At 56.5% G+C, this 17,726-nt stretch carries 18 protein-coding genes and 1 rRNA gene; 1 reads left to right on the top strand and 18 read right to left on the bottom strand.

Annotation, left to right across the window (positions count from 1 at the left end):
- Positions 1-80: 80 nt before the first annotated feature.
- From mazG to rpoE, 15 genes are all read right to left on the bottom strand, one after another.
- Complete coding sequence (mazG, locus tag MPRO_RS07210; protein WP_067289534.1) at positions 81-890, bottom strand: nucleoside triphosphate pyrophosphohydrolase; 810 nt, start codon at positions 888-890, stop codon at positions 81-83.
- A gap of 24 nt (positions 891-914) precedes the next feature.
- Entirely contained in the window at positions 915-3,185 is a 2,271-nt protein-coding gene (gene relA, locus MPRO_RS07205; RefSeq protein ID WP_067289530.1) for a GTP diphosphokinase, read from the bottom strand.
- Positions 3,186-3,460: 275 nt separating this feature from the next.
- Positions 3,461-4,360, bottom strand: coding sequence for a cysteine synthase CysM (gene cysM / locus MPRO_RS07200; RefSeq protein WP_067289527.1), 900 nt, complete (start codon positions 4,358-4,360; stop codon positions 3,461-3,463).
- Positions 4,361-4,416: 56 nt separating this feature from the next.
- Entirely contained in the window at positions 4,417-4,797 is a 381-nt protein-coding gene (locus tag MPRO_RS07195; RefSeq protein ID WP_067289524.1) for a holo-ACP synthase, read from the bottom strand.
- Positions 4,794-5,564, bottom strand: coding sequence for a pyridoxine 5'-phosphate synthase (pdxJ, locus tag MPRO_RS07190; protein ID WP_216821261.1), 771 nt, complete (start codon positions 5,562-5,564; stop codon positions 4,794-4,796). Before pdxJ ends, MPRO_RS07195 begins: the two co-directional genes overlap by 4 nt.
- A gap of 19 nt (positions 5,565-5,583) precedes the next feature.
- On the bottom strand, positions 5,584-6,309 hold the full coding sequence (gene recO / locus MPRO_RS07185) for a DNA repair protein RecO (RefSeq protein ID WP_067289517.1): 726 nt from the start codon (positions 6,307-6,309) through the stop codon (positions 5,584-5,586).
- Between the two features lie 101 nt (positions 6,310-6,410).
- Positions 6,411-7,361, bottom strand: coding sequence for a GTPase Era (gene era, locus MPRO_RS07180; RefSeq protein ID WP_439646780.1), 951 nt, complete (start codon positions 7,359-7,361; stop codon positions 6,411-6,413).
- Complete coding sequence (gene rnc / locus MPRO_RS07175; RefSeq protein WP_067289514.1) at positions 7,358-8,044, bottom strand: ribonuclease III; 687 nt, start codon at positions 8,042-8,044, stop codon at positions 7,358-7,360. The genes era and rnc overlap by 4 nt, the downstream gene beginning before the upstream one ends.
- Positions 8,041-8,424 carry a DUF4845 domain-containing protein gene (locus MPRO_RS07170; protein ID WP_067289511.1) on the bottom strand — a complete coding sequence of 128 codons (384 nt, stop codon included), beginning with the start codon at positions 8,422-8,424 and terminating at the stop codon, positions 8,041-8,043. The genes rnc and MPRO_RS07170 overlap by 4 nt, the downstream gene beginning before the upstream one ends.
- Before the next feature lie 32 nt (positions 8,425-8,456).
- Positions 8,457-9,269: a signal peptidase I gene (gene lepB / locus MPRO_RS07165; RefSeq protein ID WP_067289509.1), complete on the bottom strand. Its 813-nt coding sequence runs from the start codon at positions 9,267-9,269 to the stop codon at positions 8,457-8,459.
- Between the two features lie 9 nt (positions 9,270-9,278).
- A complete protein-coding gene (lepA, locus tag MPRO_RS07160) occupies positions 9,279-11,078 on the bottom strand; it encodes a translation elongation factor 4 (protein ID WP_067289506.1) in 1,800 nt (599 codons plus the stop codon).
- A 185-nt stretch (positions 11,079-11,263) separates the two neighbouring features.
- Positions 11,264-12,661 carry a DegQ family serine endoprotease gene (locus MPRO_RS07155; RefSeq protein ID WP_067289503.1) on the bottom strand — a complete coding sequence of 466 codons (1,398 nt, stop codon included), beginning with the start codon at positions 12,659-12,661 and terminating at the stop codon, positions 11,264-11,266.
- Between the two features lie 24 nt (positions 12,662-12,685).
- Positions 12,686-13,120, bottom strand: coding sequence for a SoxR reducing system RseC family protein (locus tag MPRO_RS07150; protein ID WP_067289500.1), 435 nt, complete (start codon positions 13,118-13,120; stop codon positions 12,686-12,688).
- Complete coding sequence (locus tag MPRO_RS07145; RefSeq protein WP_067289497.1) at positions 13,121-13,969, bottom strand: MucB/RseB C-terminal domain-containing protein; 849 nt, start codon at positions 13,967-13,969, stop codon at positions 13,121-13,123.
- Positions 13,970-14,015: 46 nt separating this feature from the next.
- Positions 14,016-14,603, bottom strand: a complete 588-nt coding sequence (gene rpoE, locus MPRO_RS07140; protein ID WP_082708520.1) for an RNA polymerase sigma factor RpoE — start codon at positions 14,601-14,603, stop codon at positions 14,016-14,018.
- 259 nt (positions 14,604-14,862) lie between these two features.
- On the opposite strand from rpoE, the gene nadB reads away from it, so the two are divergent.
- Positions 14,863-16,473: an L-aspartate oxidase gene (gene nadB / locus MPRO_RS07135; protein ID WP_067289494.1), complete on the top strand. Its 1,611-nt coding sequence runs from the start codon at positions 14,863-14,865 to the stop codon at positions 16,471-16,473.
- Here the strand turns inward: nadB and MPRO_RS07130 are convergent.
- From MPRO_RS07130 to rrf, 3 genes are all read right to left on the bottom strand, one after another.
- On the bottom strand, positions 16,442-16,885 hold the full coding sequence (locus MPRO_RS07130; protein ID WP_067289492.1) for a protein YgfX: 444 nt from the start codon (positions 16,883-16,885) through the stop codon (positions 16,442-16,444). The genes nadB and MPRO_RS07130 overlap by 32 nt on opposite strands.
- Entirely contained in the window at positions 16,869-17,123 is a 255-nt protein-coding gene (locus MPRO_RS07125; protein WP_067289489.1) for an FAD assembly factor SdhE, read from the bottom strand. Before MPRO_RS07125 ends, MPRO_RS07130 begins: the two co-directional genes overlap by 17 nt.
- Positions 17,124-17,286: 163 nt before the next feature.
- Positions 17,287-17,402: ribosomal RNA gene (gene rrf / locus MPRO_RS07120) — 5S ribosomal RNA — on the bottom strand.
- Positions 17,403-17,726 lie beyond the last annotated feature (324 nt).

Here is a 17,726-nt window from a genome sequence, read left to right as displayed (position 1 = left end):
CGCAGCATCAGGCCATAACAAGGGGCACAGGGCGCACCAGGGCGGTGCAAAGAAGAGCTGAATTGGCAGTTCTAGCGGTATCAGAGACCGAGCTTTTTGGCCTGATTCCAGAAGCCATCGAGTTCGTCGAGGCTGAAGCTGTCCCAGTCCCGCCCGGAGGCCGTGACGACACTTTCTATATAGCCAAAGCGACGCACAAACTTGGCATTGGTGCTGCGTACCGCGGTTTCAGGATCCACCCCAAGGTGGCGTGCCAGGTTGACCTGGGCGAACAGCAGATCTCCCATTTCATCAATAATTTCGGCCTGCTTGCCACGATGAATAGCTTCACGCAGCTCGCCGATTTCCTCTTCGATCTTGTCGAGCACCAGCAACGGATCATTCCAGTCAAAGCCCACCCCGGAGGCACGTTTTTGCAGCTTCAGCGCTCGACTGAGGCCCGGTAGCGCCGCCGGAATATCATCCAGTACCCCGAGGCTGGCCTTGCCTTCACGCTCTTCCTGCTTGATCAGCTCCCAGGTTTCGCTAACCTCCTGCTCGCTGCGCTGCATGTCACCGGCGCGGGACGCGAGAGTGCCGCCCGGAAACACATGGGGGTGACGCCGAAGCAGTTTTCGCACCAGGTTATCGACGATACCCGCAAAATTAAAACGACCACTTTCATCACCGAGCCTGGCGTAGAAAACCACCTGGAACAGCAAATCACCGAGCTCATCTTTAAGATGGGACCAGTCCTGCCGCTCTATAGCGTCCGCCACCTCGTAGGCTTCTTCCAGTGTATGCCGCACTATGCTGTCGAAGCTCTGCTTGAGATCCCAGGGACAGCCGTCCCTGGGGTCACGCAGGCGCGCCATCAGGGTGAGCAGGTCATCCAGATCGTACTCAGCCATCGATTTCCCCTGTAAAGCGCTCCATCAGGCGGATCCACTGCGCTGACGATGCACGTCAATAACATTGGGTATCTGGTTGATCTTGTCCATGATGCGCCCAAGCAACTCAAGGCGGGAAATTTCCACCGTGATCGTCAGGCGCGCCACATTACTATTGCGATCCGTCAGAGTGTTGGCCGCCAGCACATTAACGCTGCTGTTTGCCAGTTCCATCATGATGTCCCGCAGCAAACCGGAACGATCGTAGGCTTCGATAAAGATATCCACAGGGTAGGTGGCTTCGCCCTCCTCGCCCCAGTCGACCTCGATCATGCGTTCGCGTTCCTGCTCACGCAACGCCAGGGCATTGCTGCAGTCTTCGCGATGCACAGACACGCCCCGCCCCTGGGTGATATAGCCGACAATCTGATCGCCTGGAACTGGCTTGCAGCAGGTTGCCATCTTGGTCAGCAGGCTGCCGACACCGCGAATCCGGATGTTGTCACCACCGGTTACCTTGCTGCGGCTTATCGCCGGCAGAGCCAGATCGAGCTGCTCGTCGGCATGTTCGACCTCAACCTGGCGCTGGGCCGCATTGATAATCTGGGACTGGCGCAGATCCCCGGCGCCAAGGCCGGCAAACATTTCATCCACCTGACGGTAATTCAGCTCGTGGGCAATCTGTGCCAGATTGATCTCGCGGATATCCAGCGCCAGGCGCTTGAACTCCCGCTCGACGATCAACCGACCCGCTTCGGCATTTTGATCCCGTGCCTGCTCCTTGAACCAATGCGCGATCTTGGCCCGTGCCCGGGATGTAGTGACGTACCCAAGGTTGGTGTTGAGCCAGTCTCGTCTGGGCCGCTCTTCATTGGCGGTCATTATTTCGACCTGATCCCCGGTTTTGAGCGCACGGGTCAGTGGAATAATGCGGCCGTTGACCTTGGCACCGCGACAGCGATGACCGATCTCTGTGTGCACACGATAGGCAAAATCCAGCGCTGTGGCACCGTGGGGCAAGTCCAGTACATGGCCTTCTGGGGTGAATACATAGACCCTGTCCTGGGTGACATCGCCACGCAGCATGTCGCCAAAGGCTTCGCTCTGGCCCAGATCATCGTGCCATTCGAGTACCTGGCGCAGCCAGGCAATCTTGTCCTCGTAAGAGGAGCTGCGACTATTAAGGTCGGTGCCCTTGTACAGATGGTGTGCACAGACCCCAAGTTCCGCTTCGTCATGCATTGCCTGGGTGCGGATCTGAATTTCCAGCACCTTGCCTTCCGGACCTATCACCGCAGTGTGCAGGGAGCGGTAGCCATTAGGCTTGGGTGAGGCGATATAATCATCAAACTCGTGGGGAATATTACGCCACAGACCGTGCACTATGCCCAGCGCGGTATAGCAGTCGCGGGTTTCAGGCACCAGTATGCGTACCGCCCGCACATCATAGACCTGGCTGAATTCGATGTTCTTGCGCTGCATTTTGCGCCAGATACTGTAGATATGCTTGGCTCGGCCCATCACCTGGCCATCGATATTGACGGCCGCCAGATCCGTTTTGAGCTTGGCGACGACGGTATTGATGAAGTCCTGCCGGTCCAGCCGCTTTTCATCCAGCAGCGTGGCGATGTCCTTGTAGTCGTTGGGCTTGAGATAACGAAACGACAGGTCTTCCAGTTCCCACTTGATATGACCGATGCCCAGCCGGTGTGCCAGGGGAGCGTAGATATCGAAAACTTCGCGGGCCACCAGATAGCGCTTGCGGCGCGTGCCGGTCTTGACGCCACGAATGGCGCAGGTGCGTTCAGCTATCTTGATCAGCGCAACGCGCACATCGTCGATCATCGCCACCAGCATCTTGCGGACGTTATCGACCTGATTAGTCCCTGTGCCCAGCACGGCTTCTTCGAAACGGGGATTCTTGCGGGTACCTATGGCCGCCATCTGCAGCACGCCATCAATCAGTTGCGCAGCCTCAGCACCAAACTGATCACTCACCTGTTTAAGACTAAGCTTGTTCTCGCGCACCGCACGGTAAAGGATGGCGGCAATCAGGGTCAGGGCATCCTGCTGCAGCTCAGCCAGAATGCAGGCCATGTCCAGCCCCGTACGATAGCTGCCAAGGCTGGTTTTGGACCACATATCGTCTTCGTTCACTGCATGGGCACGCTCTTCACATGCCTTGGCCAACTCACAGGCCTGGCGGATCTGAGCAAAATCGGTAATGTCGACCTGCTGCTGCAGATTCAGCAGCCACAGATCAAGGTCCACGGAGCCATCTTCACGAACCGGATGGTCTTCTCTAACTTTCACCACGGTACAGCCACTCCTAAATTCCGGGTACCGAGGACAGGATTCCGGGCGAGCTGCCGAGCCTGTCCCGGTATCGTCGGTCTGCCATAATTCCTTTTGTATTATTCTTCTTCGGGGTCAGACGCCGCTGGCAATAACTCCAAAATCGGCGCGCCCCTGCCAACAAGCGGCACATTCTAGTCGTTAAGACTGGTGATCGCGAGTAAGTTCCATGCGCAGGCACCGCAACGGCATCAGCTGGCGCTAGCGCTCTTGCAAGGAAATTTGCCCTGCAATGTTCAGGCCGGGCTGTAGACACCGGTCGACAGATAACGATCGCCGCGATCACAGATAATGCAGACAATCACTGCATTCTCCAGCTTTGCAGAGAGTCGCAGCGCACCCGCCACCGCACCGCCCGAGGATACACCGCAGAAAATGCCTTCCTGACGCGCCAGTGCCCGCATGCAGTCTTCGGCTTCACGCTGCTCGATATCCATTACCTGGTCCACCCGCGCCGGATCAAAAATTTTCGGCAGATAAGCCTTGGGCCAGCGTCGGATACCCGGAATCTGGGAGCCATCACTAGGCTGCAGACCGATGACCTGTATCGCCGGATTCTGCTCCTTGAGATAGCGGGAAGTCCCCATAATGGTGCCTGTCGTACCCATGGATGATACGAAATGGGTCACACGGCCATGGGACTGCTGCCAGATCTCAGGTCCGGTGCCCAGGTAGTGTGCATCGGGGTTATCGAGGTTGGCGAACTGGTCCAGCACCCGACCTTTGCCAGCAGCTTCCATCTGCTGTGCCAGATCCCGCGCGCCTTCCATGCCCTGCTCCTGTGTCACCGTAATCAACTCGGCGCCGTAGGCGGTCATGGAGGACTTGCGCTCGGCACTGGAGTTGTCCGGCATGATCAGGATCAGCTTGTACCCCTTGATGGCCGCCGCCATGGCAAGGGCAATGCCAGTATTACCCGAGGTCGCCTCAATCAGGGTGTCCCCCGGACGAATATCACCACGCGCTTGGGCCTGCTGAATCATCCCCAGCGCCGGGCGGTCCTTGACCGAGCCCGCGGGATTATTGCCCTCGAGTTTGCACAGAATAATGTTCGAGGTCTCGCCCGGCAGGCGCTGCAACTGCACCAGCGGCGTTTTGCCTACATAGTGCTCGATGGTTGGAAATTCTGGAGTCATGTCTATCACCGGTGACTAATTACGTAATTTGACGAAACACGGGCGGCACCCAAGCTTCAGCTATCCTGCTCGGCCACCACAAAGGCGACCACCAGCTGTTGCTCATCGCTGTAGGAAAGGTGCAACCGGCTGATACCCAGTTCAAGGGCGCGTACATGAGCCCCGCCACTGAGCTGCAGGCCGGGTTTGCCCAAGGCATCATGCCCGATCTCAAGGTGTTGCCAGCTCACGCCATGGCCGATACCTGTGCCCAGCGCCTTGACCGCCGCTTCCTTCGCAGCGAAACGCTTGGCGAGATAACGTGCCTGATCTCGACTGGCTTCAAAACCCGCCAGTTCCTGTGGCCTGAGGATGCGTTGTGCCAGGCGCGGTGTGCGCGCCAGAGCTGCGGCAATACGGTCGATCTGCACCAGATCAGTACCGATGCCGACTATCATCGGCTCAGCGCATCCCGCTGTGGCTGCACCCGTGCCTGGGTTTCAAGCATCAGGCGGCGCATCTCGGCAACCGCTTCCTTGAGCCCGACAAAGACGGCGCGGGCGATCAGGCCGTGGCCTATATTAAGCTCATTCAAATGAGGAATTTCGGCGATCTGCTCGACATTGTGATAATGCAGCCCGTGACCCGCATTGACGATCAAACCCTTGTCCCAGGCATAGCTGGCGGCATCGCGGATGCGCTCAAGCTCGGCCCGCTGTGCAGCGGCGGTCGTCGCATCAGCATAGGCGCCGGTGTGCAATTCAATGACAGGCGCACCGCAGCGCAGCGTCGCGTCGATCTGGGCGCGGTCGGGGTCGATAAACAGCGATACTTCTATACCGGCGGCGGCAAGGCGGTCACAGGCTGCCTTCATCTTGCCTTCCTGCCCTGCAACATCGAGACCGCCTTCGGTGGTGAGCTCTTCGCGCTTTTCCGGCACCAGACAGCTGTGTGCCGGACGAATTTCTTCGGCAAAGGCCAGCATTGCATCGGTAACGGCCATTTCCAGATTCATGCGGGTCTGCAGCGTTTCCTTCAGCAGTCGCACATCACGCTCCTGAATATGACGCAGGTCCTCGCGCAGATGCACTGTGATGCCGTCGGCACCGGCTTCCTCAGCCAGCAGCGCAGCCTGCACGGGATCGGGGTAACGGGTGCCCCGGGCCTGGCGCAGTGTAGCGACATGATCGATATTGACTCCCAGCAACAAGCGGCTTGGCTCAATCACACTTATCTCCTTCTATTCAAGAGTGCCCTGTCACCATGCCCGCAGGCACGGCAGGACGCTGAAAAAGTTCACGACTGCGCAGAACCTTGCCACCAAGCATCTGATCCAGTGCCAGGCGCATCAGCCTTTTGGCCGCACGTTTTGTCTGTGGTTCCGAATAGTCATCCTCGCCGATGGCCAGCAGCTGCAGGCCACCAAAGCAACGCGGCCTATCGATCTCACGCGGCGCGGTTACAGGCCGCAGCCCGCCTTCGGGACGTAAAAAATACAGCGTGTGGGCATCCAGATCCCTCAGCTCAAGCGCATAGCCGATCTCACTTAGCAGGTGCCGCTCGAAAGTGCGCAGTGCACCCTCAATATCCTGGCCAGAGAGCAGTTCGGTCAGCGCGTACTGGTAATAAACATAGAGCCTGGGGTGCGGGTCGATGGGCTGCAGCAGGCGCTGCAAGAGTTCATTGAGGTAGAGGCCACAAAGCAGTGCCCGCCCCTGCAGAAAGACGGGCGGCGCCACCGCCTCCGCCTGGCCTAGGGTTTTCAGTTCGCTGCGCCCGGACCAGCTCAGCTGCAATGGCACAAATGCCTGAATACTGGAACGGGAGCGGGAACCCGGACGACGCGCGCCCCTGGCGACCAGGCTGATTTTGCCGTGCTCCAGCGTAAAGCAGTCCACCAGCAGGCTGGTGTCACGGTAGGGACGGGCATGCAACACATAGGCCGCCTGCCCATCAACACGATAATCCATCAGAAATGCTCAGTATGCATGGCCGCTTCCGAAATGCTGATCAGACCAACGATGACTGCGCGGCTACGCCGAACGCGGGGGCTAGGCAGAAACTGCCCGCCTTAGTCGTCATAACCCAGGCTGCGCAGCGCCCGGTCATCATCCGCCCAGCCCTTGCGTACCTTGACCCAAAGATTGAGCATGACCTTGCTATCGAACATGCGCTCCATGTCCAGCCGCGCATCCCGCCCGATGGTTTTCATCCGTGCGCCCTTGTCACCGATCACAATACGCTTTTGCCCTTCGCGCTCGACCAGTATCAGCGCACTGATCGTTAGCAGGCCATATTCATCCTGTACAAACTGCTCGATCTCGACGGTCGTGCCGTAGGGGATTTCCTCCCCCAGGTTACGCATCAATTTTTCGCGCACAAGCTCCGCGGCGACAAAACGCGAGCTGCGATTGGTGATCTGATCTTCAGGGTAATAGTGTTCAGCGGCGGGCATATGCTGTTCCACCAGTTCCTCCAGGCGCGGCACATTATGTCCGTTCTTGGCGGAAATGGGGATGACTTCAGCGAACTCACGCTTGGCGGTAACCATCTCAAGATGCGGCAGTAATTCAGCCTTGTCCTTAAGCTGATCCACCTTGTTGACTACCAGCACCACCGGGCACGGCACCCAGGTGAGTTTCTCCAGCACCAGATCGTCTTCGTCGGTCCAGGCGGTGCGGTCAACCACAAACACCACCAGGTCGACATCACGTACCGCATCTGCGGCCGTTTTGTTCATATAGCGGTTCAGGGCCTTGCCCTGGTCACGGTGCAGGCCGGGTGTATCGACATAGATGACCTGCAGGTCTTCTTCAGTCTTGATACCCAGAATCTGGTGCCGTGTGGTCTGGGGCTTGCGCGATGTAATACTCAGTTTCTGACCGAGAATATGGTTCAACAGCGTCGACTTGCCTACATTGGGTCGCCCGACAATTGCCACAAAACCGCAGCGCTGTTCGCCCTCGTAAGGCTCAGCACCAGGTATTTCCGGCATTTCCGGCATTTCAAATTCGTCGCTCATTCGCCTTTCTCCACCTGTAACCCGATCAGCGCAAGCCTTGCCGCTTCCTGCTCCGCCTGGCGACGGCTATTGCCCTCGCCTTCACTCGGGACCTTCAAACCGGCCACATGACAGCGAATAAAGAAAGTCTGGGAGTGGGCTTCACCATCGACCGCTATTAGCTCATAGTCCGGCAATGCCAGACGCCGTGACTGCAGATGTTCCTGCAGCCGAGTCTTGGCGTCCTTGAGAGATTCGTTCAGATCGAGCTCTTCCAGACGTTCCTTGAACCAGCCATGGATAAAGCCACGACAGGTTTCCAGGTCGCTATCCAGATAGATGGCCCCCATCACAGCTTCGCTCGCATCGGCCAGAATCGAGTCACGTCTAAAACCGCCGCTTTTCAACTCGCCCGACCCCAGACGCAGGTACTCACCCAAATCCAGTTCACGGGCCACTTCAGCCAGGGTCTCGCCCTTCACCAGGCGCGCCCGCAAGCGGCTCAGCTGACCTTCACGCGCCTCGGGGAACTGCCGAAAGAGCGCATCGGCGATAACAAAGTTAACGATGGAATCACCGAGAAACTCCAGCCGCTCATTATTGCGTTTGCCACAGCTGCGGTGGGTAAGTGCCAGCTCCAGCAAAGACGGATCGTTAAAGCTATAGCCCAGACGTCGGCTAAGATCTGCGGTCGGTTTGATCAAGGTTTTATGACTTCGTAATGCTCGTTAAATTTAACCACGGCATCCACGTTATAAAACATCGGAACCCGCTCTTCATAGACAAGATCAAAATGAATCTTGCCGTCTATATTCTCAATTTTGAGGAACTCTTCCCGAGACAATTCAAGCCGCACCTGATTGATAATAGAACGATCTTGGATAGCACGCCGAATGGAGCGAAAGTCCTTGGATACCTGATCCTGATCGTTAATCACACCTTCAATTATGGACTTAACGGTGGCGTGTTCCTTGTACGGCGTAAACAGCTTAAAGGCCACGGCCATAAAGATGCCTATGACGATCATTCCCATCAAGATAGAAACGAAAGACGCACCCTGTTCCCTTTTCACAGCTTTGAACATTTAAATCCCCTATTCACCAGGCAACTACGTTATTACTCGATCAGGCGCACATCACCAAAGGACGGAAGGCTGAAGAAGGTTTCCCAGTGCATCCAGACGGCGAAAGCCTTGCCTACCAGCAGCTCGTCTGGCACGAAGCCCCAGTAACGACTGTCATTACTGTTATCGCGATTATCGCCCATAACGAAGTACTGCCCTTGTGGCACAACCCACTCGCCGACAATTCCATTAGCGGAAACATCATGGTAGACCTGGTGCTGAACCCCGTCCAGATTCTCCGCCAGCAGCAACTGCTGCGGTTTCAGGGGTGGAAGCTGGGCCAAAAGCTGCTGTTGCTGCGGCTTTCCATTCACGAATACGGTCTTGTTCTGATACCGGATACGGTCACCCGGCAGGCCAATAACGCGCTTGATGTAATTGACCGATGGGTCTTTCGGATATTTGAAGACTACAACATCGCCAGCATTAGGCGTGTTCAGATCGACGACCTTGGTATTCAGCACCGGCAGGCGCAGACCGTAGTGATACTTGTTCACCAGTATGAAATCGCCAATTTTCAGAGTCGGCAGCATGGAGCCCGACGGGATCTGAAACGGTTCAACCAAAAAGGAACGCAATACCAATACTACGAAGAGCACCGGGAACAGCGAACGGGAGAGGTCGATCCAGCCCGGTACATGGTTGAGTTTGGTCAGCGTTTCCTGCGGCAGTGCAGCCGACAGCTGCAGCTGAGCTTTCTCTATCCTGGCACTGCGAGCCGGCGCGAGCCAGAACTTGTCCACACACCAGCCAATCGCGGCCAGAAAAGTCGCAACCACAAGCACCAAAGCAAAATCGAAATTCATCGTCTGTCCTTAACTGTCTACTTTCAGTACGGCAAGGAATGCGTCCTGCGGAATCTCGACCCGGCCGACCTGTTTCATGCGCTTTTTGCCTTCTTTCTGCTTGGAGAGCAGCTTTTTCTTGCGGCTCACGTCGCCGCCATAGCACTTGGCCAGTACGTTCTTGCGCAGCGCCTTCACTGTACTGCGAGCAATAATCTTGCCGCCGAGCGCCGCCTGAATTGCGACATCAAACATCTGTCGCGGAATCAGCTCCTTCATCTTTTCGCACAGCTGACGGCCACGATACTCGGCGTTGTCCTTGTGCAGAATCACCGCCAGCGCGTCAACCTTCTCGGCGTTGATGAGAATATCCATACGCACCAAACGTGCTGCTTCAAAACGAACGAAGTTGTATTCAAGCGACGCATAGCCACGGCTGACCGACTTAAGCCGGTCAAAGAAGTCCAGTACAACCTCCGCCATGGGCAGCTCATACTTCACCTGCACCTGTCGGCCGACATAATGCATATTTTTCTGAGTGCCACGTTTTTCCACGCACAGACCGATAACCTGGCCGAGGAACTCCTGTGGCACCAGGATATTGGCTTCGACGATAGGCTCGCGCATTTCACGCACTGCACCGGGGTCAGGCAGCTTGGAGGGGCTGTCGATATGTACTACTTCACCGGTATTGAGTTCAAGTTCGTACACAACCGTAGGGGCCGTGGTGACCAGATCGAGGTCATACTCACGCTCCAGTCGCTCCTGAATGATCTCCATGTGCAGCATGCCAAGGAAACCGCAGCGAAAGCCGAAGCCCAGGGCATCAGAGGTTTCAGGTTCAAAGAACAGCGAGGCATCATTGAGTGTGAGCTTGTCGAGGGCGTCACGGAAATCCTGGTAATCATCCGCATCCGTCGGGAAGAGCCCGGCATAGACCTGCGGCTGAACCTTCTTGAATCCCGGCAAAATAGGCGTATTCGGTGTCTTTGCGTGGGTCAGAGTATCACCGACCGGAGCGCCGTGGATGTCCTTGATGCCAGCGATGATGTAACCCACCTCACCCGCCTTGAGCGCATCCGTCGGTGTCTGCTTGGGGGTAAAGATACCCACCTGTTCAACCGGGTAGGACAGCCCAGTGGACTTGACCAGTACCTTTTCCTTGCGCCTCAGCACGCCGTGCTTGACCCGCACCAGGGAGACGACACCCTGATACTTGTCAAACCAGGAATCGATGATCAGCGCCTGGAGCGGTGCCTCCAGGTCGCCGACCGGCGGGGGAATATGTGTGATCAGGGCTTCCAGCACTTCACCAACGCCCATGCCACTCTTGGCCGAGCAGGCAACAGCATTACTGGCATCGATTCCGATAACTTCTTCAATCTCTTCGCGCACTCGCTCAGGCTCGGCCTGGGGCAAGTCCATCTTGTTCAGGACGGGCAGCACTTCCAGACCCTGTTCCAGCGCGGTGTAACAGTTGGCCACGGATTGCGCTTCCACACCCTGAGCTGCGTCCACTACCAGCAGCGCGCCCTCACAGGCAGCAAGAGAACGGGACACTTCGTACGAAAAATCGACGTGTCCGGGGGTGTCGATAAAGTTCAGCTGATAGGTTTCGCCATTCAGGGCCTTGTACTTGAGCGTAACGCTCTGGGCCTTGATCGTAATGCCTCGCTCACGTTCCAGGTCCATTGAGTCCAGAACCTGCGCGGCCATTTCACGCTCGGCCAGACCACCACAGGTCTGAATGAAGCGGTCGGCCAGGGTCGATTTACCATGGTCGATATGGGCAATGATGGAGAAGTTGCGAATATGATCGAGATTGCTCACGTGTAGGATACTCGGGATCAGCAGACCCTGGATGTTAGGGCGATAATTCAAAGCGACGAAGTTTACCGTATTTACCGCAGCGCGGCTATCGAATGCACATGCACCGCACGGGCACCCGGCGCTAAACTCTGGACCCGAATCGACAGTCAGAACGAAACAGGGGGCCAGATGGCCCCCTGCTTTAGTTACTCGAGCTTGAGCGGAATAAACATCGGGCTTCCCCGTCGCACGATGCGCAGAGGCACCGGCCGGTCAACCGGAAGGTTTTCCAGCGCCTGTTCAAACTGCTTCACGCTCTCGATCACCTCGCCGTTCACCATGGTAATAACGTCTTCGACCACAAGTCCTGCATCCGCACCGGCACCCGGATTGACCGCTCGTATCACCACGCCTGTACGCAGATTCCACTTTTCCTTGCGCTCGGCATCAAGCTCGCCCACTACCAGCTCAAGACGATTACTCTTGTGCTCGTCAACATAACCGGATGCGGCAAGCTGATCGCTGTTTTCAGGCAGCGCTTCTATGGTGACATCCAGTCGTTCATGCTTGCCGTTGCGTACTATATCAATAGGCACTGACTCGCCGGGTTTGACGCGACCCACCTGAGGTGGAAGATCCGACGACAAATCGATATCCCGACCATCAAAGCGGTAAATAACATCACCTTCCATGAAGCCTGATTTCTCTGCGGGGCTGCCTGGCAATACTTTTGCAATCAGGGCCCCGGCGGGCTTGTCGAGGCCGAAGGACTCGGCAAGATCCCGACTCACTTCCTGAATGATCACGCCCAGCCAGCCGCGGGTAACATGTCCCTGGGTCTTGAGTTGCTCGGCAACATCCATGGCAACATCGATTGGAATAGCGAACGACAGCCCCATAAAACCGCCTGAACGGGTGTAAATCTGCGAGTTTATGCCGACAACCTCGCCATTGAGGTTAAACAGCGGGCCACCGGAGTTACCCGGGTTAATCGCCACATCGGTCTGAATAAAAGGCACATAGGTTTCGTTGGCCAGCGCGCGCTCGGTAGCACTGACGATACCGGCGGTGACTGAATGATCAAACCCAAAGGGCGAGCCAATGGCAAGTACCCACTCGCCTGCTTCCAGCGCATCGGACGAGCCGATGCGCACATGTGGCAGCTCGGTTGCATCAATTTTCAGCACAGCTACATCAGCGCGTTCATCCGAACCAATCACCTCAGCTTCAAGCTCGCGCCGGTCACTCAGGCGTACCAGCACCTTGCCAGCCCCCTTGACCACATGATGATTGGTAAGGATGTAACCGTCTTCGCTAATCACAAAACCTGAACCCAGCGAGCGCGGCGCAGGACGTGGCTGCTCACTCAGCTCCGGTAGCTGCTTGAAGAAATGCCGGAACATTTCCGGAATTTGCTCGGCATCAGCCCCCTCGAACGGATTAAGCGCAGACGCCTGACCGGTCTTTTCTTTCGGTACCGTACTGATATTAACCACTGCAGGCGCGGCTTCCTTCACCAGACTTTTAAAGTCAGGCAATTCGGCATGCGCAGGTAACCACACCAGACACAACAGAATGCTGAGTACTACTTTCATTGACTGCATGGATTCAGACCTTTTGAGGGCACACTAGATAATATTCATCAGTACAGGCTGGTATCGACATGAGCGCGCCAAACGTTGACCGGCACCTCTGACCAGCAGCAAACCTGCTGCCAGACCACAGAAGCTGCCAATAATCGAAGGTAATTCGGACGTACCGTAAAAGGACCCCAGATACCCGCCAAGGAAGAGCAAGACAAGCGGCAGGGTATAGAGCAGCACCGAGGCTTGCAGGAAACTGCCTTCCTCAATACCAATAGTGACTCTGTCGCCTACGCGTGTAACAAGGCCATGCGGGTTATCAATCAGCAGACGTTCGCTGCGCTTGCTGGCGTATTCTGCCAGTGCGCGCTGGCCGCATCCCTTACTGGCACTGCAGCTCTGACAGGTGCCTGTGCGGTCGGACTCAACCCAGACACCCTCGCCATCCACTGCCACCACCACTGCGTCTTCCTGCAGCATTTACTGGTTAACCTGAACTGAAGCGGCAATACGATCCGCGATCATCAGCGGCACATCACCCACAACGGTCACGAAGTCATCGCCGCGACGCTTGCCGACCGCTATCATGTCCTTGGACTGCGCCGCACCGGAGGCAACCGTCTGACGCCCGAACGGCTCTATGCAGACGGATACCGAATGGCGCCCATCGGAAAACAGCATAACTTCGGCGCCGGGCATTACTTCGTGACGTACCTTGGTAAAGCCATCCGGCAGCCACTGGGCACGCCAGCCAGGCTGCTTGGCACCAAGCATATGCTGGTGCTGTTCAATGTAACGTTCAAGGCCCCGTGACAGGCGAATCACATCCGCCTGCTGAGCACCCTGGGCTGAATAGCCACTCTCATGCCCATAGCGGGCTCTCACGAAATCGGCGGAACTGCTTACCGACGGCAACAGGTATTGCGGCTGGTTACTGGCAACCGTGTTGACAGACTCGGCATTGAAGCCCTGTACACCCAGAATCACCGCAGCCGTAACAGAGGCTGCCGTGGCCATACTGATGAGCGGCTTCCAGTAGCGCCCGGACTCCACTTTTCGGGGCACAGCCTCCTTCTCTGCAACATCCGCTGGAGTATCCAGCAGCGGCTCCACATCGGCACTGGCAATCTGCGCCATCACACCGGCACTGATATCAGCAATCACCGTATCCCGCTCCCCCTTCAGGGCCGAGCGTGTCAGGTGGTAGCGGCGCCATTTTTCACCCATCGCCGGCTGCTCATCCAGCGTTGACAGCAGCCGACGCGTTTCAAAGTCATTGGCTTCACCGTCCACAAGCGCCGACAGGGTATCGTTGAACTCATCACTCATGGTTTTCCCTCAAACACATTCTCATCATGTTCCCAGCGGCGCTCCGTCATTCCGCAAGAAAAGGCACTATCTCTTTATCGATCGCCTCTCGCGCCCTGAAAATCCGGGAACGAACCGTTCCCACCGGGCAATCCATGACATTGGCGATATCTTCGTAACTCAAACCATCGAACTCGCGTAGCGTCAGCGCAACCCGAAGGTCCTCGGGCAATTTGTCCAGCACACGCTTAACAATGGCTTCAAGCTCATCCCGATAAAGGTTGTTCTCGGGGCTCTCAATATCCTTGAGCTGACTGTCTCCACCAAAATAATGTGCATCCTCCACCGCCACATCAACATCCGGCGGACGGCGCCCCTTGGCAACCAGGTGATTTTTGGCCGTATTAATGGCAATTCTGTACAACCATGTATAGAAGGCACTGTCGCCACGAAATTTCGGCAAGGCTCGATAAGCCTTGATGAAAGCCTCCTGGGATACATCCAGCGCTTCGTGGTGGTCATACACATAACGCCCAATCAGGCCGATGATCTTGTGCTGGTACTTTTTCACCAGCAGATCATAAGCTCGACTGTCACCCGCCTGCACACGCTTCACCAGCTGCCCGTCAATCGCGCTCTGACTCTCGTTTGACACTCCAGATCCTTATCTTCCAAGGTACTACGTCCCCTACGACAGGGGATTTAATGACGAGAGTATGGCTGTGCCGATGGCGTCATTGCAACCTCTCAAGAGCCGGGTATCGCAAGCTAAACAATATGAACCTGGGGTGAATGGTTAGTTCCGACTGAATTGTAAAAATATCCCCTCAACCGACACAAAAGGTTCACGCAGACAGCCCCTGCATTGCATAATTGCTGTTTGGCATTCCGCATTACGGCTCTCAGGGTTAAGCATGACCAGCGAACATATACATGACGTTTTGATCATTGGCAGCGGAGCGGCAGGCCTGACGCTGGCTCTGCAGCTTCCCAAGCACCTGAGCGTCGCAGTATTAAGCAAGGGACAACTGACTTCCGGCTCGACCTGGCTGGCCCAGGGCGGCATTGCTGTCGTGCTCGATGCAGATGACACGACTCAGTCTCACTACTCTGACACCATGATCGCCGGCGCCGATCTGAGTCGCCAGCAGGCGGTCGAGTATACGGTGACCCAGGGCACCCGCAGCGTTCAGTGGCTGATTGAGCAGGGTGTCCCCTTCACCCGCGAAGACAGCCAGCTGCACATGACCCAGGAGGGCGGCCACTCCCATCGGCGAATTATCCATGCCGCCGATGCAACCGGCAGGGCTGTTCAGGAAACGCTGATTCAACAGGCTCAGTCCGCCAGCAACATCACACTGTTTGAAAACTGCATCGCGGTTGATCTTATTACCCGTGAAAAACTCCGTCTGGCCAACAATCGCTGTGTCGGCGCCTATGTACTGGACAGCTCCTCCGGCGAGGTTCAGCTGTTCCGGGCCGCCCAGGTTGTGCTCGCCACCGGTGGCGCATCCAAGGCATATCTCTATACCAGCAACTCTGACGGCGCTTCCGGGGATGGTATTGCCATGGCCTGGCGCTCAGGCGCCCGGGTTGCCAACATGGAATTCAATCAGTTTCATCCCACCTGCCTGTACCACCCGCAGGCCAAGTCGTTCCTGGTATCCGAAGCAGTCAGAGGTGAGGGTGGACACCTGCTGCTACCGGATGGCGAACGCTTTATGCTGCGCTTTGATGATCGAGGAGAACTGGCCCCACGCGACATTGTCGCCAGAGCCATTGACCACGAAATGAAACGCCTGGGCTGCGACTGCCTGTATCTCGATATTTCCCACAAGCCTGCCGACTTTATCAAAGGGCACTTTCCAACCATTTACACCAAGTGTCTGGAACTGGGCATCGACATCACACGCCAGCCCATCCCCATAGTGCCCGCTGCTCACTACACCTGCGGTGGCATCGTTACCGACATCCGCGGACGTAGCGACATTCCAGGGCTCTATGCGATCGGCGAAACCGCCTTCACCGGCTTGCATGGCGCCAACCGGCTTGCCTCCAACTCGCTGCTTGAATGCCTGGTGTTCGCCAGCGCGGTTGCGACCGACATCGCCGCCAGCCAAACGATATCGCCGGACAGCAGCATCAGCGTGCCAGCCTGGGACTCATCCCAGGTCACGGACTCCGACGAGGACGTTATCATCTCCCATAACTGGGAAGAGCTGCGCCGCTTCATGTGGGACTATGTCGGCATCGTTAGAACCAACAAGCGCCTGCAGCGAGCAAAGCACCGTGTCGACCTGCTGCAACAGGAAATCACCGAGTATTACAGCAACTACCGCGTCACCCGCGACCTGCTGGAATTGCGTAACCTTGCACTGGTATCAGACCTGATTATTCGTTCAGCCATGCAGCGCACCGAAAGCCGGGGCCTGCATTACACTCTCGATTATCCGGATCTCGCCCCCGAGGCACGCGATACCATTCTGACGCCGGTTAACTACGAGTGGCCTGATCAGGTGCACTAAGCTGCAAGGGGGCGAGCTTGGCAACCACACTCAGACGCCTGAAGGCATCGCGGGTCATACTGTCGGGCAAGAGCACCAGCCGACGCCGTCGGCCACCGGCCTGTATCCGCAAAATCAGCAACCAGCGCCAGGCCAGCACCGACTCCAGCGCATCGGCGGATACCCAACCCTGCCCCGCCTCGTAGATCGCAACTGTATGTAGGTCCGCATCCCAGCGCAACGCCCGGATAGCACCCCTGCGCTGACGGTAACTCAACCAAAGATTCAGCCCTGCAACACCAATCAGACACAGAATTAGATAGAACGGGAGTACCGAGATAACAAGCAGCACAACCAGCGCCAGGTGACTCGATAGCTGCAGCCACCAGAGCCTGCGCGAAGGCTTGAGCGTAACTTCAAGCGGGCTGAACACGGTCCAGTATCATCTTCACCATCCGGGCAATTTCAGGATCGCTCGCGACCTCACGCTGCATGAACCAGACAAACAGGTCCTGGTCTTCACAGGCAAGCAGTTTCTCAAACCTCAACTGATCCTCCAGTGACAATTGCCTGAACGCCTCATCAACGAAAGGCACCAGCAGAACGTCCAACTCAAGCATGCCGCGCCGGCTCTGCCATTTCAGACGTCGAATATCCTCATCACTGTACATAGGGCTCTCAATACGATTGCTGTGAATTGTGCAGGCGTTTTATCACTTAAGTTAGAAGTCAGCAACCAATGTCTTGAAATGACTTCATTGAAAATCTAGGATTTTAAAATCCCACATACAAAAACGCCCCAACCAGAGGCTGAGGCGTTTTCGTTGAATAAATGCTTGGCGATGACCTACTCTCACATGGGGAAACCCCACACTACCATCGGCGATACCGCGTTTCACTACTGAGTTCGGGATGGGATCAGGTGGTTCCACAGCTCTATTGTCGCCAAGCAAAACTTGTACAATATGGATTCTGGCCTCGACAGCGTATGGCCTGTCGCGACGTACCTTAATTCGAGGCTGAGCGTTCACTCTATGTCTGTCTGCAGCACAAGCTCGTGCCAATGCTAAAATCTTGTCTCTCGTGCTTTTCGCCTGCTGGCCTTTCAACTCAGCACGCAACCAAACGTCTTGGCCGTCATATGTTCAATCCTCACCGCCACTTAGTACGCGTTAGCTCAACGCCCTCCCGCGCCTACACACCCCGCCTATCAACGTCTTAATCTTCAACTCCCCCTTAGGCGGCTCAAGGCCCCCCTCCCCACCCTTATCCCC

Source organism: Marinobacterium profundum (assembly GCF_001528745.1).
GTDB lineage: Bacteria > Pseudomonadota > Gammaproteobacteria > Pseudomonadales > Balneatricaceae > Marinobacterium_A > Marinobacterium_A profundum.
The sequence above is the reverse complement of the archived record's forward strand: the minus strand, read 5'-3'. Positions and strand labels throughout refer to the sequence as shown.

Excerpts from the sequence above, each read along its gene's own strand:
- mazG (WP_067289534.1), bottom strand. The coding sequence starts at position 890 with ATGGCTGAGTACGATCTGGATGACCTGCTCACCCTGATGGCGCGCCTG.
- cysM (WP_067289527.1), bottom strand. The coding sequence starts at position 4,360 with ATGACTCCAGAATTTCCAACCATCGAGCACTATGTAGGCAAAACGCCG.
- MPRO_RS07195 (WP_067289524.1), bottom strand. The coding sequence starts at position 4,797 with ATGATAGTCGGCATCGGTACTGATCTGGTGCAGATCGACCGTATTGCC.
- recO (WP_067289517.1), bottom strand. The coding sequence starts at position 6,309 with ATGGATTATCGTGTTGATGGGCAGGCGGCCTATGTGTTGCATGCCCGT.
- era (WP_439646780.1), bottom strand. The coding sequence starts at position 7,361 with ATGAGCGACGAATTTGAAATGCCGGAAATGCCGGAAATACCTGGTGCT.
- MPRO_RS07170 (WP_067289511.1), bottom strand. The coding sequence starts at position 8,424 with ATGTTCAAAGCTGTGAAAAGGGAACAGGGTGCGTCTTTCGTTTCTATC.
- lepB (WP_067289509.1), bottom strand. The coding sequence starts at position 9,269 with ATGAATTTCGATTTTGCTTTGGTGCTTGTGGTTGCGACTTTTCTGGCC.
- MPRO_RS07155 (WP_067289503.1), bottom strand. The coding sequence starts at position 12,661 with ATGCAGTCAATGAAAGTAGTACTCAGCATTCTGTTGTGTCTGGTGTGG.
- MPRO_RS07150 (WP_067289500.1), bottom strand. The coding sequence starts at position 13,120 with ATGCTGCAGGAAGACGCAGTGGTGGTGGCAGTGGATGGCGAGGGTGTC.
- MPRO_RS07145 (WP_067289497.1), bottom strand. The coding sequence starts at position 13,969 with ATGAGTGATGAGTTCAACGATACCCTGTCGGCGCTTGTGGACGGTGAA.
- nadB (WP_067289494.1), top strand. The coding sequence starts at position 14,863 with ATGACCAGCGAACATATACATGACGTTTTGATCATTGGCAGCGGAGCG.
- MPRO_RS07125 (WP_067289489.1), bottom strand. The coding sequence starts at position 17,123 with ATGTACAGTGATGAGGATATTCGACGTCTGAAATGGCAGAGCCGGCGC.